At 67.8% G+C, this 12,977-nt stretch carries 17 protein-coding genes; 13 read left to right on the top strand and 4 right to left on the bottom strand.

What is annotated here, in order from left to right; all coding sequences use genetic code 11:
* Positions 1–24 precede the first annotated feature (24 nt).
* Genes phnG through ACK4FK_RS02575 form a run of 10 tightly spaced genes read left to right on the top strand, consistent with a single transcriptional unit; the run spans position 25 to position 7,661 of the window.
* Positions 25–519: a phosphonate C-P lyase system protein PhnG gene (phnG, locus tag ACK4FK_RS02620; protein WP_409740702.1), complete on the top strand. Its 495-nt coding sequence runs from the start codon at positions 25–27 to the stop codon at positions 517–519.
* A gap of 3 nt (positions 520–522) precedes the next feature.
* Positions 523–1,131, top strand: coding sequence for a phosphonate C-P lyase system protein PhnH (gene phnH / locus ACK4FK_RS02615; protein WP_409740699.1), 609 nt, complete (start codon positions 523–525; stop codon positions 1,129–1,131).
* A 1-nt stretch (position 1,132) separates the two neighbouring features.
* A complete protein-coding gene (locus ACK4FK_RS02610) occupies positions 1,133–2,260 on the top strand; it encodes a carbon-phosphorus lyase complex subunit PhnI (RefSeq protein ID WP_409740697.1) in 1,128 nt (375 codons plus the stop codon).
* Positions 2,257–3,189 (top strand): alpha-D-ribose 1-methylphosphonate 5-phosphate C-P-lyase PhnJ, encoded by a 933-nt coding sequence (locus ACK4FK_RS02605; RefSeq protein ID WP_409740695.1) that lies wholly within the window; start codon positions 2,257–2,259, stop codon positions 3,187–3,189. The genes ACK4FK_RS02610 and ACK4FK_RS02605 overlap by 4 nt, the downstream gene beginning before the upstream one ends.
* Positions 3,186–3,977 (top strand): phosphonate C-P lyase system protein PhnK, encoded by a 792-nt coding sequence (gene phnK, locus ACK4FK_RS02600; protein WP_409740692.1) that lies wholly within the window; start codon positions 3,186–3,188, stop codon positions 3,975–3,977. Before ACK4FK_RS02605 ends, phnK begins: the two co-directional genes overlap by 4 nt.
* Before the next feature lie 7 nt (positions 3,978–3,984).
* Positions 3,985–4,680, top strand: coding sequence for a phosphonate C-P lyase system protein PhnL (gene phnL, locus ACK4FK_RS02595; protein ID WP_409740689.1), 696 nt, complete (start codon positions 3,985–3,987; stop codon positions 4,678–4,680).
* On the top strand, positions 4,677–5,825 hold the full coding sequence (locus ACK4FK_RS02590) for an alpha-D-ribose 1-methylphosphonate 5-triphosphate diphosphatase (RefSeq protein WP_409740686.1): 1,149 nt from the start codon (positions 4,677–4,679) through the stop codon (positions 5,823–5,825). The genes phnL and ACK4FK_RS02590 overlap by 4 nt, the downstream gene beginning before the upstream one ends.
* 17 nt (positions 5,826–5,842) lie before the next feature.
* Positions 5,843–6,394 carry a phosphonate degradation HD-domain oxygenase gene (locus ACK4FK_RS02585; RefSeq protein WP_409740683.1) on the top strand — a complete coding sequence of 184 codons (552 nt, stop codon included), beginning with the start codon at positions 5,843–5,845 and terminating at the stop codon, positions 6,392–6,394.
* A gap of 4 nt (positions 6,395–6,398) precedes the next feature.
* Positions 6,399–6,965 carry a phosphonate metabolism protein/1,5-bisphosphokinase (PRPP-forming) PhnN gene (gene phnN / locus ACK4FK_RS02580; RefSeq protein WP_409740681.1) on the top strand — a complete coding sequence of 189 codons (567 nt, stop codon included), beginning with the start codon at positions 6,399–6,401 and terminating at the stop codon, positions 6,963–6,965.
* A 42-nt stretch (positions 6,966–7,007) separates the two neighbouring features.
* Positions 7,008–7,661, top strand: a complete 654-nt coding sequence (locus tag ACK4FK_RS02575) for a LysE family translocator (RefSeq protein WP_409740679.1) — start codon at positions 7,008–7,010, stop codon at positions 7,659–7,661.
* Here the strand turns inward: ACK4FK_RS02575 and ACK4FK_RS02570 are convergent.
* The gene (locus ACK4FK_RS02570) at positions 7,658–8,353 is read right to left on the bottom strand and encodes a DUF1045 domain-containing protein (RefSeq protein WP_409740676.1); all 696 of its coding nucleotides are present in this window, start codon (positions 8,351–8,353) and stop codon (positions 7,658–7,660) included. The two genes, ACK4FK_RS02575 and ACK4FK_RS02570, sit on opposite strands and share 4 nt — an antisense overlap.
* A gap of 168 nt (positions 8,354–8,521) precedes the next feature.
* Between ACK4FK_RS02570 and phnC the strand changes: the two genes are divergently transcribed.
* The 3 genes from phnC to phnE all read left to right on the top strand — a co-directional run bounded on the left by phnC (position 8,522) and on the right by phnE (position 11,305).
* Positions 8,522–9,406 (top strand): phosphonate ABC transporter ATP-binding protein, encoded by an 885-nt coding sequence (gene phnC / locus ACK4FK_RS02565; RefSeq protein WP_409740673.1) that lies wholly within the window; start codon positions 8,522–8,524, stop codon positions 9,404–9,406.
* Positions 9,407–9,450: 44 nt separating this feature from the next.
* Positions 9,451–10,428 carry a phosphonate ABC transporter substrate-binding protein gene (gene phnD / locus ACK4FK_RS02560; protein WP_409740670.1) on the top strand — a complete coding sequence of 326 codons (978 nt, stop codon included), beginning with the start codon at positions 9,451–9,453 and terminating at the stop codon, positions 10,426–10,428.
* 64 nt (positions 10,429–10,492) lie between these two features.
* Positions 10,493–11,305: a phosphonate ABC transporter, permease protein PhnE gene (phnE, locus tag ACK4FK_RS02555; protein ID WP_409740667.1), complete on the top strand. Its 813-nt coding sequence runs from the start codon at positions 10,493–10,495 to the stop codon at positions 11,303–11,305.
* Positions 11,306–11,309: 4 nt separating this feature from the next.
* Here phnE and ACK4FK_RS02550 read toward each other — a convergent pair whose 3' ends face one another.
* The 3 genes from ACK4FK_RS02550 to ACK4FK_RS02540 all read right to left on the bottom strand — a co-directional run bounded on the left by ACK4FK_RS02550 (position 11,310) and on the right by ACK4FK_RS02540 (position 12,531).
* Positions 11,310–11,540, bottom strand: coding sequence for a hypothetical protein (locus ACK4FK_RS02550; RefSeq protein WP_409740665.1), 231 nt, complete (start codon positions 11,538–11,540; stop codon positions 11,310–11,312).
* A 71-nt stretch (positions 11,541–11,611) separates the two neighbouring features.
* Positions 11,612–12,229: a hypothetical protein gene (locus tag ACK4FK_RS02545; protein WP_409740663.1), complete on the bottom strand. Its 618-nt coding sequence runs from the start codon at positions 12,227–12,229 to the stop codon at positions 11,612–11,614.
* 35 nt (positions 12,230–12,264) lie between these two features.
* On the bottom strand, positions 12,265–12,531 hold the full coding sequence (locus ACK4FK_RS02540) for a glycine zipper family protein (RefSeq protein WP_409740660.1): 267 nt from the start codon (positions 12,529–12,531) through the stop codon (positions 12,265–12,267).
* Between the last annotated feature and the right edge of the window lie 446 nt (positions 12,532–12,977).

Here is a 12,977-nt window from a genome sequence, read left to right as displayed (position 1 = left end):
TAGACCCTTGCGCAAGAGGTCCAGATGTCCGCCCAGTTCCCAGTTCCCCCGGCCCCGCTTCCCCCGGCCGCCGACGATCAGGCCGCGCGCCGCCGCCGCATCGGCCTGCTGGCGCGCGCGGATCGCGCCATGCTGGAACGCGCCTGGGACCGGCTGGACCCCAAGCCGGCCTTCCGCCGCCTCAAGCAGCCCGAAACCGGACTGGCGATGGTGCGGGCGCGGGCCGGCGGCAACGGCCAGCGTTTCAATCTGGGCGAAATGACCCTCACGCGCTGCGTGGTGGCGCTCGATGCGGCCGGCATCATGGGGGTGGGCTATGTCGCCGGGCGCGACGCGCGGCGCGCCGAACTGGCCGCCCTGTTCGATGCCCTGGCCCAGCAGCCGCAGCATGCCGCGACGATCGAGACCGAGTTGCTCACGCCCGTGCAGCAGGCTGCGGCGGCGGCGCGGCAGGCCCGCGCGGCCAAGGTGGCGGCCACCAAGGTCGATTTCTTCACGCTGGTGCGCGGCGAGGACTGAACCATGAGCCAGATGTCCATCACTACACCCGCCGCCGGTTTCCACGATCCGGTGCATCAGAGCCAGCAGGCCTTCCGCACCCTGCTCGATGCCATGGCGCGGCCCGGCCGTGTGCTGGAACTGGGCGGCGAATGCGGCCATCCCGAGGGCGTGGCCCCGGTGCTGGCGGCCGGCCTGCTCACGCTGGCCGATCTCGACACGCCGGTCTGGCTGGGCGCGGGCCTTGATACGGATGCGGTGAAGGCATGGCTGCGCTTCCATACCGGGGCGCCGCTGGCGGCCAGACCCGATCAGGCGGCGCTGGCTTTGCTGGATGCCTCTGCCATGCCGCCGCTGGATCTCTTTTCGCTGGGAACCGACGAGGCACCCGAGCGCGGCGCCACCCTACTGGTGCAGGTGCCGCGGCTGGAAGGATCGGCCGCCATGACCTGGCGCGGCCCCGGCATCAGGGACAGCGTGGCGCAGCCGCCCTTTGGACTGGATGCGACTGTGTGGCGCCAGCGCGCGCAGCTATCGGCGGTGTTTCCGCGCGGGCTGGACATCTATCTCGGCTGCGGCCGGCAGGTGGTCGGCCTGCCGCGCAGCACGGCGATTTCGTTGACGGAGGCCTGACATGTATGTGGCCGTGAAGGGCGGCGAAGCCGCCATCGGGAATGCCCATCGGCTGCTGGCCGAAGACCGCCGCGGCGCTGCCGCCGTGCCCGAGCTGAGCGTGGAGCAGATCCGCGAGCAGCTTTCGCTCGGCGTCGACCGCGTGATGACCGAAGGCTCGGTCTACGATCCCGACCTGGCCGCGCTGGCGATCAAGCAGGCGCGCGGCGACATGGTGGAGGCGATCTTCCTGCTGCGCGCCTATCGCACGACGCTGCCGCGCCTGGCGGTCTCGCTGCCCATCGATACGGCGAAGATGCAGGTGTCGCGCCGCATCTCCTCCTGCTTCAAGGACATGCCGGGCGGCCAGCTGCTCGGCCCCACCTTCGACTACACCCACCGCCTGCTGGATTTCAGCCTGCTGGCCGGCGGCGCGGTCCCGCAGGCGGAAGGCCGCGGCGACCTGGCGGCTGAATTGCCGCAGGTGGTCGACCTGCTGAATGCCGAAGGCCTGATCGAGCAGGAAACGCCCGATGCCGACGAGGCGACGGTGGGCGACCTGACGCGCGAACCGCTGGCTTTCCCGGCCGGCCGCGACGTGCGGCTGCAGAGTCTGGCGCGCGCCGACGAGGGCTATCTGCTGGCGCTCGGCTATTCCACCCAGCGCGGCTATGGCCGCTCGCATCCCTTCGTGGGCGAGATCCGCTCGGGCGAGGTGGGCGTGGAGATCGAAATCCCCGAACTGGGGCTGACCGTCGATATCGCCGACATCACGGTGACGGAATGCCAGATGATCAATCAGTTCACCGGTTCGAAAAGCGAAAAGCCGAAATTCACCCGCGGCTACGGCCTGGCTTTCGGCTATGCCGAACGCAAGGCGATGGCGATGGCGCTGGTCGACCGCAGCCTGCGCGCGCAGGAGCTGGGCGAGGATGTCACCGCGCCGGCGCAGGACACCGAGTTTGTGCTGTACCACGCCGACAATGTGGAGGCCTCGGGCTTCGTGCAGCACCTGAAGCTGCCGCATCACGTGGATTTCCAGTCGGAACTGACGCTGGTGCGCATGATGCGGGCCGAGATCGAGGCTGCCGAGGTCGCCGCAGGGGCCCATGCCCGGCCGCAGCCGGAATTCGAGGAGGCCGCGCAATGAGCCTGCAGCAGGATTACGCCGCCGGTGCGGCGCAGGCGCCGCTGGAAGGCTACAACTTCGCCTTCCTCGACGAGCAGACCAAGCGCATGATCCGCCGCGCCATCCTCAAGGCCGTGGCCATTCCGGGCTACCAGGTGCCGTTCGGCAGCCGCGAGATGCCGCTGCCCTATGGCTGGGGCACCGGCGGCATGCAGGTGACGGCGGCGGTGATCGGCGGCAGCGATGTGCTGAAGGTGATCGACCAGGGCGCCGACGACACCACCAATGCAGTGTCGATCCGCCGCTTCTTCGTGCGCATGACCAACGTGGCCACCACCGAGAAGACGCGCGAGGCCAGCCTGATTCAGACACGTCACCGCGTGCCGGAAACGCCGCTGCAGGAAGGCCAGATCCTGGTCTACCAGGTGCCGATCCCCGAGCCGTTGCGCTGGCTGGAGCCGCGCGAGACCGAAACGCGCAAGATGCATGCCCTGTCGGAATACGGCGTGATGCATGTGAAGCTGTACGAGGATATCTCGCAGCACGGCCATATTTCCACCACCTACGACTATCCGGTGCTGGTGAACGGCCGCTACATGATGCGCTGCTCGCCGATTCCGAAATTCGATACGCCCAAGCTGCACATGAATGCCGCCTTGCAGCTATTCGGCGCCGGCCGCGAGAAGCGCATCTATGCTGTGCCGCCCTATACCGAGGTCAAGCCGCTGGACTTCGACGACCATCCCTTCGAGGTCGAGCGCTGGCCCGAGGCCTGCGCGCTGTGCGGATCGCAGGACAGCTTCCTCGACGAGGTGATCCTGGACGACAAGGGCGGACGCATGTTCGTCTGCTCGGATACCGATTACTGCGGCGAACGCCGGGCCGCCGGCCATCGCGGCCACATGGCCGCGCCCTACGCCGAATCCTCTCTTGGGAGTGCCGCGGAATGACCGATGCGCCAATGACCGAGATGCCGCTGCTCTGCATCGAGGGTCTGAACAAAAGCTTTGGCCGCCAGGCCGCCTGCCGCGATGTGAATTTCGACCTCTGGCCCGGCGAGGTGCTGGGCATCGTGGGCGAATCCGGCTCGGGCAAGTCCACTCTGCTCAATGCCATTGCCGGCCGCCTCAGCATCGATTCAGGCAAGGTGCTCTATCGCACGGCTGACGACCGGATCGTCGATCTGGCCGCCGCGCCGGAATCCCAGCGCCGTCATCTGATGCGCACCGAATGGGGCTTTGTGCAGCAGCATGCCCGCGACGGCCTGCGCATGGATTTCTCGGCTGGCGCCAATATCGGCGAACGCCTGATGGCCCTGGGCCAGAAGCATTACGGCAACTTGCGCGAAACCGCGCTGGACTGGCTGCAGGCGGTGGAGATCCCGCCCGAGCGGATCGACGACCTGCCGCGCACCTTCTCGGGCGGCATGCAGCAGCGCCTGCAGATCGCCCGCAACCTGGTGACGCGGCCGCGCATCGTGCTGATGGACGAGCCGACCGGCGGCCTGGACGTCTCGGTGCAGGCGCGCCTGCTCGACCTGCTGCGCCGCCTGGTGCAGGAATACAACGTGGCGGTGATCGTGGTGACGCACGATCTGGGCGTGGCCCGCCTGCTGGCCCATCGCCTGATGGTGATGCGGCGCGGCGAGGTGGTGGAGGCCGGCCTGACCGACCAGCTGCTCGACGATCCGCAGCATGCCTATACGCAGCTGCTGGTCTCCTCCGTGCTCAGCGTGTGAGACCGTCATGGACATGATCCGCGTCGAAAACCTCGACAAGACCTTCACCCTGCATCTGCGCGGCGGCGTGGCCCTGCCGGTGCTGCGCGGCACGTCTTTAAGCGTTTCCGCCGGCGAATGCGTCACCCTGCACGGCCCCTCGGGCGCCGGCAAATCGACGCTGCTGCGCTCGATCTACGGCAATTACCGGCCGCAGCAGGGCCGCATCCTGATCCGCCACGATGGCGAGATGGTCGATATCGTCGACGCCGCGCCGCGCAGGGTGCTGGACATCCGCCGCCGCAGCCTGGGCTATGTGACGCAGTTCCTGCGCGTGATCCCGCGCGTGTCCACGCTGGATATCGTGGCCGAGCCCCTGCTGGCGCGCGGCGTGGCCGATGACAAGGCGCGCGAACGTGCCGCCGAACTGCTCACCCGCCTGCAGATCGCGGAAAAGATGTGGGGCCTGCCGCCCTCGACCTTTTCGGGCGGCGAGCAGCAGCGCATCAATATCGCCCGCGGTTTCTGCGCCGACTACCCGATTCTGCTGCTGGACGAGCCGACCGCCTCGCTGGACGAAACCAATCGCAAGATTGTCATAAACCTGATCGATGATGCGCGCCGGCGCGGCACCGCCATCGTCGCCATCGTGCATGATGCGGAAACCCGCGCCGCCATCACCACCCGCCTGTTGCCGTTGCAAGCCCATGGAGTTGCGGCATGAGTCCCGAACTGGTCATCACCAACGCCCGTATCGTTGGCCGCGCTGCCGAAATCCCCGCCGGCAGCCTGCTGGTGCGCGACGGCGTGATCGCCGATATCGACACCGGCAGCCGGCCCGTTGCCGGCGCCGTCGATTTCGGCGGCGACTACCTGCTGCCGGGCCTGGTCGAGCTGCATACCGACAACCTGGAAAAGCATTTCGCCCCGCGCCCCGGCGTGCGCTGGCCCGGCAAGCTGGCGGTGATCAGCCACGATGCCCAGGTGGCCGCCGCCGGCATCACCACCGTGCTGGATGCGATTGCCGTGGGCGACGTACGCGACGGCTCGGTGCGCATGGAAATCCTGCGCGACATGATCGCCGCCATCGAGGCGAGCCAGAAGGACGGCATGCTGCGCGCCGAGCATCTGCTGCATCTGCGCTGCGAGGTGTCGTTCGGGGCACTGATGGAGCTGATCGAGCCGATGTCGCACATAAGCTGGCTCAAGCTGGTCTCGGTGATGGACCACACGCCCGGCCAGCGCCAGTTCGTCAGGCCCGAGAAGTATCGCGAATATTATCAGGGCAAGTTCGGCATGACCGACGAGCAGATGGATGCCTTCATGGCAACCCAGATCGCCGCCGCCGAGGCCCATGGCGCGAAGAATCGCCGCGCCCTGGTCGAACTGTGCCGCGCGAAAGGCCTGCCGCTGGCCAGCCATGACGACGCCACCCCCGAGCATGTGGCCGAGGCGGCCGGCGATGGCATGGTGGTGGCGGAATTTCCCACCACCTTTGAAGCGGCCGAATTGTCGCGCCGGCATGGCATGCAGGTGATGATGGGCGGGCCCAATCTGGTGCGCGGCGGTTCGCATTCGGGCAACATCTCGGCCCGCAGCCTGGCCGAACGCGGCCATCTCGACATCATCTCGTCGGATTACGTGCCCAGCAGCATGATCCAGTCGGTCTTCCTGCTGCCCAGACAGGTGCCCGGCATCGACCTGCCGAAGGCGGTGGCGATGGCGGCGACCAATCCGGCCGAATCGATCGGCCTGACCGATCGCGGCACCATCGAGCCGGGCAAACGCGCCGATCTCCTGCGCGTCAGCCTGATCGACGACACCCCGGTGGTGCGTGCGGTCTGGCGCGCCGGCCAGCGCGTGATGTAGCCTCGGGAGGTATCGCCATGCAGATCGTCGACCAGATCATCGCCCTGCTGGGGCAGGCCGGCGCCGAGCGCTACGGCATGGAAGCCGTCAGCCAGCTCGAGCATGCCCTGCAATGCGCCATGCATGCCGAACGCATGGGCTCGACGCCGGAACTGATCGCGGCGGCCCTGCTGCACGATGTCGGCCATCTGGTCGGCGCGGGCGACGAGGGCCTGGCCGAGCAGGGCGTCGATGCCGGGCATGAGCATGTCGCCGCCGACTGGCTGGTGCGGCATTTCCCCGAGGCGGTGGTGCAGCCCGTGCGCCTGCATGTCGATGCCAAGCGTTATCTCTGCCAGGCCGAGGCGGCCTACTGGGCCGGCCTGTCGCCCGCGTCGAAAACCAGCCTGGAGGTGCAGGGCGGCATCTACAGCGCGGCCGAGGCCGCCGCCTTCATGGCGCGGCCCTTTGCGGCGGATGCCGTGAAGCTGCGCCGTTGGGATGACGCCGCCAAGTCGCCGCGGCTGAAGACGCCCGATCTGGCGCATTACCGCCCGATCATCGCAGCCGCGCTGAAGCCGGCGGCCTGACCGCATGGGCCAAGGCGTGGGCAAGCCCGGGCGCCTTGTGCTTGTCGTCGGCCCCAGCGGGGTCGGCAAGGACAGCGTGCTGGACGGCGCCCGCGCTGCCCTGAAGGATGATCCCGATGTGGTGTTCCCGCGCCGCGTGGTGACGCGCGCGCCGGGCCTGGGTGGCGAGGATTACATATCGGCCAGCGAGGCCGATTTCGCCGCCATGGCAGACCGAGGCGACTTTGCGCTGCACTGGCCGGCCCACGGCCTGCATTACGGCATCCCGAGCAGCATCGAGGCCGATCTGGCCGCCGGCCGCCAGGTGGTGGTGAATGTCTCGCGGGCCAGCATCGCGGAAGCGCGGCGCAAATATCCCGGCCTGCTGGTGGTGGGCATCACGGCCTCGCCCGAGGTGCTGCGCCGCCGACTGCACCAGCGCGGCCGCGAAAGTGCTGCCGAAATCGAGGAACGCCTCAGCCGTGCCGCCGCTTTCAGCCTTCAGGGCGACGACGTGGCGATCCTCAACAACGACGGCGCCCTGGCCGACACCGTGCAGGCCTTCGTGGCCCTGCTGCAAAAGCGGCCCTGATCCGGCATACTGGCGACCGTTTCTTGCCGGAGTCGCCGCCCCATGGACAATCTGGATATCCTGCTTCCGCTGTTCAGCATCACCGTTGCCATTGCCCTGGGCGCGGCCAGCCCCGGTCCCAGCTTCGTGCTGGTGGCGCGCACGGCGATTGCCGCCGGCCGTCCGGCCGGTCTGGCCGCCGCTTTCGGCATGGGCATCGGCGGCGCGGTGTTCGCCGGCTTGGCCCTGCTCGGCCTGATCGCCCTGCTGGCCCAGGTGGGCTGGCTGTATCTGGCGCTCAAACTCGCCGGCGGGCTGTATCTGTGCTGGCTGGCCTGGCGGCTGTGGCGCGGCGCCAGGCAGCCGCTGATCGTGGCAGATGACGGTGCCACCACCAATGGCTCGGCGGAACGCGGCACCCTGCGGGCCTTTTGCATGGGCCTGCTCACCCAGCTTTCCAACCCCAAGACCGCCGTGGTCTATGCCGGCATTTTCGCGGCGCTGATGCCGGCGCAGCCATCCGTCTGGCTCGCCGCACTGCTGGTGCCGGCGGTGTTCGTGGTGGAATGCGGCTGGTATGCGCTGGTGGCGGTGGCGTTTTCCGCCGGCCGGCCGCGGGCGCTGTATCTGAATGCCAAGCACTGGATCGACCGTATGGCCGGCGGTGTGATGGCGCTGCTCGGGATTCGCCTAATCGTCGAGGGCGTGCGCGGCTAGCCCGTCAGGCGGTAGCGCCCGGCAACGCGGAAGGGGCCGTCGCTCTGCATCTGCACGAACAGGCAGATGTCTTCCACATCGAGGCCCCGCCGCAGCAGCGGCGCAGTCTGGGCCGTCAGATGTGCCAGCACGGCCGCACGCTCGGCCGCATCCTCGATGCGGCCGGTCAGGGTGAAATGCAGGCGGAAATCCTCGAACACGTAAGGATAGCCCCACTGGATCAGGTTGGCGTCCTGGCGGGCGGTCAGTCCGGCGCTGCGCCGTCGCGCCAGCTCCGTTTCCGATGATGGCGCGCGCAAGGCATCGAAGGCCTGCACGCAAGCGCCGGCCAGCGCATCGATGTCAGGGCAGGGCAGGGATGGCCGCAGCGCGATGAAGCTGCCCAGCACCGCGACCTGCAGCGGCGGCAGCCGCACCGGCGCATGGGCGGCGGCAAATTGTTCCAGCGCCACGATCAGCATCCCCTCGTCGCAGCCGTGCCGCAGACGGAAAGGCGGCTTCAGGGTGCCGTGCAGGCCATAGCGGCGCGGTTCGGCGGTGATCGCGGCTATGCGTTCGGCCGGCAGGCCGGCGGCCGGCTGGGCGTCATGCGACTCGCCGCTTTCGGCGTCCCAGCCGAGCCAGCGCGCGGCGAAACCGTGCAGCGGATGATTGGCCGGCGGGGCGGCATAGAGGGCGAAGCGGGGCGCCATGCGGGGTCGAATCCCTAGACAAGTCGGCAAAGGGTCTTGTGGGTAAGTTAACGGCGCGGCAAACGGCCGGGGATTTCACCCCCGCGTCGCCGAACCGCAATCGAACTGTCACATGGCATTGCTATAGCGCCCCTGCTTGCGACGACACAGACCGCAGAGGGGAAGCGCATGCGCGCCGCCATCGAGATCGCCCATCTATCGAAAACCTTTCGGACCGGCAAGCGGGCGCTCGACAATATTACCCTTACCATCCAGCCCGGCGAAATGGTGGCCCTGATCGGTGCCTCGGGTTCGGGCAAATCCACCCTGCTGCGCCATGTCGCCGGACTCACCGTAGGCGACCGCGACGCGCATGCCCAGATCGTGGTGGATGGCCGCATGGTGCAGGCGCATGGCAGACTCGGCAAGGGCATCCGCGAGACCCGCGCCGGCATCGGCTTCGTGTTCCAGCAGTTCAACCTGGTCGGCCGCCTGCAGGTGATCACCAACGTGCTGGCCGGCAATCTCGGCCGCATGCCGCTCTGGCGCAGCCTGTTCCGGCGCTTCTCCGACGAGCAGCGTCGTATCGCCGTCGCAGCCCTGGACCGCGTCGGCATCGCACCCTGCGCCTTCCAGCGCGCCTCCACGCTGTCGGGCGGCCAGCAGCAGCGCGCCGCCATCGCCCGTGCCCTGGTGCAGCAGGCCAAGATCATCCTGGCCGACGAGCCGATCGCCTCGCTGGACCCCGAATCCTCGCGCAAGGTGATGGAGGCGCTGGCCGGCATCAACGAAGCCGATGGTGTCACCGTCGTGGTGTCGCTGCATCAGGTGGATTTCGCCCTGAAATACTGCCGCCGCGTGATCGCGCTGCGCGACGGCAGGGTGATGTTCGACGGCGCCGCCTCGGCCGTTACCGCCGCGCTGCTGCGCGGCATCTACGGCAACGACACCGATCTCGACTTCGGCACCCTGGAGACGGGAAGCCTGCCGCAGCCCGCCGCCGACAACGTGGCCCCCGAGGCACCCGCCGCCGCCAGCCGCGCGGTGCCGCGCATGCTGCCGGCACTGGCCTGACGATTCTTTCGTTCCGCAGTTCCAACCAACCGGGAGACAAACCTATGCTGCGCCGTACCATGCTGAAAGCCGCCGTCGCGGCCGTTGCGCTTGCCGCCGCCGGCGGTGCCCAGGCCGCCGACCTGAAGGAGCTGAATTTCGGCATCATCTCGACCGAGTCGAGCGCCAACCTCAAGACCGTGTGGCAGCCCTTCCTGGCCGACATGGAAAAGCAGCTCGGCATGAAGGTGAACGGCTTCTTCGCACCTGACTATGCCGGCATCATCGAGGGCATGCGCTTCAACAAGGTGCAGATCGCCTGGTACGGCAACGCCTCGGCCATCCAGGCCGTCGACCGCGCCGACGGCGAGGTCTTCGTGCAGTCGGTTGCGGCTGACGGTTCGCCGGGCTACTGGTCGCTGCTGCTGGTGCACAAGGACAGCCCGATCAACTCCCTGAAGGACCTGCTCGCCGCGCCGGGCAAATACACGCTGGGCAACGGCGACCCGAATTCCACGTCCGGCTTCCTGGTGCCGAGCTATTTCGCCTGGGGCCAGAACAATATCGACATCCGCAAGCATTTCACCCGCGTGGTGACGGCCAATCACGAGACCAACGCGCTGGCCGTGGCCAACAGGCAGGTCGATGTCGCCACCAACAATACCGAGAACATGGATCGCCTGAAGACGACGGCGCCGGAAAAGTATGCCCAGATCAAGGAGATCTGGAAGTCGCCGCTGATCCCGTCCGATCCGATCGTGTGGCGCAAGGACCTGTCGGATGCCGACAAGAAGAAGATCAAGACCTTCTTCCTCACCTACGGCACCAAGGACGAGGCGGAGAAGAAGGTTCTGGCGGGCCTGCAATGGGCGCCGTTCAAGGAATCGTCGAACAAGCAGCTGCTGCCGATCCGCCAGCTCGGCCTGTTCCGCGACAAGCTGAAGATCGAGGCCGATGCCAACATGGCCGCCGACGAGAAGGCCAGGAAGCTGGCCGAGATCGAGGCCAAGCTGGCCGAGCTCAACAAGCAGATGGGTTCGTAACCATCCTATTGCGCGGCGGAGCGGCGCAGGTCGCTCCGCCGGTTTCCTTGCCGGGGATTGATCCATGTCCGTCAGCACTGCCGTCATCCACGACCATCCGATCCATCCGCCGAAGCCGGGCCTGAAGACCTCGCTCGGCCGCATGCTGATCTACGGTCTGATCGCGGCGATGCTGGTCTGGTCCTGGCGCGGCGCCGAGATCGCGCCGATGAAACTGGTCACCGATGCCGGCAACATGGCCACCTTCCTGGGCGATTTCTTCCCGCCCGATTTCACCGACTGGCGCTACTATCTCGACGAACTGATCGTCACCCTGCATATCGCCATCTGGGGTACCCTGCTCGCCGTGATCTGCGCCGTGCCGCTCAGCCTGCTGGCGGCCTCCAACATCGCGCCGGTCTGGATCTACCAGCCGGTGCGCCGCATGCTGGACGCGCTGCGCTCGATCAACGAGATGGTTTTCGCCATGCTGTTCGTGGTGGCGGTCGGCCTGGGCCCCTTTGCCGGGGCGCTGGCGCTGTGGCTGCACACCACCGGCACGCTGGCCAAGCTGTTTTCCGAAGCCGTGGAGGCCATCGACCCGCAGCCGGTGGAAGGCATCCGCGCCACCGGCGCCAACGCGCTGGAAGAGATCGTCTATGGCGTGATCCCGCAGGTGATGCCGCTCTGGGTGTCGTATTCGCTCTACCGCTTCGAGGCCAATGTGCGTTCGGCCTCGGTGGTCGGCATGGTCGGCGCCGGCGGCATCGGCGTGGTGCTGTGGGAAGTCATTCGCGGGTTCCGCTTCGATCAGACCTGCGCGGTGATGCTCATGATCATCCTGCTGGTCAGCGCGGTCGATCTGGTATCGGCCCGCATCCGCAAGGTTCTGATCTGAGGCTTCAGTGCCGCAGGGCGGCCATGCGCGGCCGCTCGGCCGGCTCGCGGCGCCGATAGGCCGCCAGATCCAGGTGCGGCGCCGGCTGCCCCGCTTTGGCCCCGGATTTGCTCGTGGGTTTGGTCGCGGGCGTGCCGTCGGCGCCGGATTTGTCCTTGCGCCGGGCGGCCAGCCGGGCGCGGGTCTTGGCCAGCGCTTCCTGGGTGATGCAGATCAGCAGCGTGTTGGTCAGCATGGAGGCCTCCCTTGCAATGGTTCTGAATACGATCCGCGCGGCAGAATCCTGCGGCGGCGCGCCGTGGCGGTTCAGCCGTCCTTCTGCCATGCCCCGTCGGGCCGGCGGCAGGCCGTGCCGTAGACCTGGTCGTCGCGGCCGTCGCGGGTGGCGACGGCGCGGAAGTCCCGGCAGTAGAATCCGTTGCGCTCGAACGTGGCGAGCGGCGTGAAGGCATAGGCCGTGTCGGCGTAACCCGCGCGCCCGGCGCCGTACCAGCGGATGGTCTGGCGGTCGGGCGCGAATTCCAGCACGCGGCTGACGCAGCCCTGGTCGATGGCATCCATGCCGCGCAGCATTGCCGCTTGGCCGGCCGGGCCCGGCGGCGTTTCCGGCTGGCCCGAGGCGGCGGTCCTGTGCCGGCCGGTCAGGTCGCGACCGGCCATGTCGCGGGCCACCAGGCTGCGGTCGCAGGTGCCGCGGTCGATGCCGAACCGCGCGGAATAGACGGCGTAAGGTGCCGCCGAGGGGCCGCGCAGCATGCCGGCCGGCGCGGAATGGGCAGCGGAATTATGGATCAGCGGATCAGCCATCGCCGCCCCGGACAGCACCGAGGCGACGATGGCAGCGGCCAGGCCGAGGGTGGGTCGGCGACCAGGCCACGGCGCGACGATGGAGGGGGTGCTCCATCGCGGGGTTGAGGCAGGCATGACGCGCCGCTCCGCTAAACCCTGAAGGCGTTACTTCACTTCTTCTTGCCCTTTTCCGACTCGTGATAGAGCAGGCCGCCGGCCGTGCCGGCCGCGGCGCCGATCAGCGCGCCGGTCACCGTGCTGCCCGTCACGGCGCCGATCACCGCGCCGCCGGCCGCGCCCAGCGCGCCGCCGGACAATGCCCGCTGCTGCTGGTCGTTCATGCCGCTGCAGCCGACCGCGAACAGGCCGACCAGGGCGAGGGCGGCCAGGCGCGGGGCGAGCCTGGAGGCCGAATATCCAGTGGAATGCGTCGTCATGGGAATTCCTCCTTCTGTGCGCGAACGGGCCGGCCATAAAGACTGGATCAAAAGACTGGCCAATAAGACTGGGGAGGCCGGGAGGCCCGTCGCTCGATGACCAGACTTGGCGATTCCGAAGTATTCGGCAATGTGTATTTCTCTAGGTCTCCGCTTTATTTCATCAGTCACAAGTATATACCGGCAATGTCACAGGTTTATCCCAGGAATTACTATTGTGTTTACTTAGGAGGAGCCTGTAGTTGTTTAGGCAGGTTCAGAAAACCCGATCGCCCATGGCTTCCCCCCTCAACGCGGCTTGCGTATCGTCCCGGACATGTCGATTCGCATCCGCCCAACCGCAATACCGGGTCTCGTCGTGACGCTGCCGCTGCTGCTGGCCGGCTGCGAAGCCGTCATGCCCGGGCGCCAGCCGCCGCCGCCCGCATCGCCGATCGCCGCGCCGC

The organism is Ferrovibrio sp., assembly GCF_046297895.1.
In the GTDB taxonomy this organism is placed as follows: Bacteria; Pseudomonadota; Alphaproteobacteria; order Ferrovibrionales; family Ferrovibrionaceae; genus Ferrovibrio.
Note: the sequence above shows the minus strand (reverse complement) of the source record. Positions and strands in the feature narration are given on the sequence as shown.

What these genes read in the sequence shown, in the direction of transcription:
- ACK4FK_RS02585 (WP_409740683.1), top strand. Translation starts at nt 5,843, where the DNA reads ATGCAGATCGTCGACCAGATCATCGCCCTGCTGGGGCAGGCCGGCGCC.
- phnD (WP_409740670.1), top strand. Translation starts at nt 9,451, where the DNA reads ATGCTGCGCCGTACCATGCTGAAAGCCGCCGTCGCGGCCGTTGCGCTT.
- ACK4FK_RS02550 (WP_409740665.1), bottom strand. Translation starts at nt 11,540, where the DNA reads ATGCTGACCAACACGCTGCTGATCTGCATCACCCAGGAAGCGCTGGCC.
- phnK (WP_409740692.1), top strand. Translation starts at nt 3,186, where the DNA reads ATGACCGATGCGCCAATGACCGAGATGCCGCTGCTCTGCATCGAGGGT.
- ACK4FK_RS02570 (WP_409740676.1), bottom strand. Translation starts at nt 8,353, where the DNA reads ATGGCGCCCCGCTTCGCCCTCTATGCCGCCCCGCCGGCCAATCATCCG.
- phnH (WP_409740699.1), top strand. Translation starts at nt 523, where the DNA reads ATGAGCCAGATGTCCATCACTACACCCGCCGCCGGTTTCCACGATCCG.
- ACK4FK_RS02545 (WP_409740663.1), bottom strand. Translation starts at nt 12,229, where the DNA reads ATGCCTGCCTCAACCCCGCGATGGAGCACCCCCTCCATCGTCGCGCCG.
- phnC (WP_409740673.1), top strand. Translation starts at nt 8,522, where the DNA reads ATGCGCGCCGCCATCGAGATCGCCCATCTATCGAAAACCTTTCGGACC.
- ACK4FK_RS02540 (WP_409740660.1), bottom strand. Translation starts at nt 12,531, where the DNA reads ATGACGACGCATTCCACTGGATATTCGGCCTCCAGGCTCGCCCCGCGC.
- phnE (WP_409740667.1), top strand. Translation starts at nt 10,493, where the DNA reads ATGTCCGTCAGCACTGCCGTCATCCACGACCATCCGATCCATCCGCCG.
- phnN (WP_409740681.1), top strand. Translation starts at nt 6,399, where the DNA reads ATGGGCCAAGGCGTGGGCAAGCCCGGGCGCCTTGTGCTTGTCGTCGGC.
- ACK4FK_RS02605 (WP_409740695.1), top strand. Translation starts at nt 2,257, where the DNA reads ATGAGCCTGCAGCAGGATTACGCCGCCGGTGCGGCGCAGGCGCCGCTG.
- ACK4FK_RS02590 (WP_409740686.1), top strand. Translation starts at nt 4,677, where the DNA reads ATGAGTCCCGAACTGGTCATCACCAACGCCCGTATCGTTGGCCGCGCT.
- phnL (WP_409740689.1), top strand. Translation starts at nt 3,985, where the DNA reads ATGGACATGATCCGCGTCGAAAACCTCGACAAGACCTTCACCCTGCAT.
- ACK4FK_RS02610 (WP_409740697.1), top strand. Translation starts at nt 1,133, where the DNA reads ATGTATGTGGCCGTGAAGGGCGGCGAAGCCGCCATCGGGAATGCCCAT.
- ACK4FK_RS02575 (WP_409740679.1), top strand. Translation starts at nt 7,008, where the DNA reads ATGGACAATCTGGATATCCTGCTTCCGCTGTTCAGCATCACCGTTGCC.
- phnG (WP_409740702.1), top strand. Translation starts at nt 25, where the DNA reads ATGTCCGCCCAGTTCCCAGTTCCCCCGGCCCCGCTTCCCCCGGCCGCC.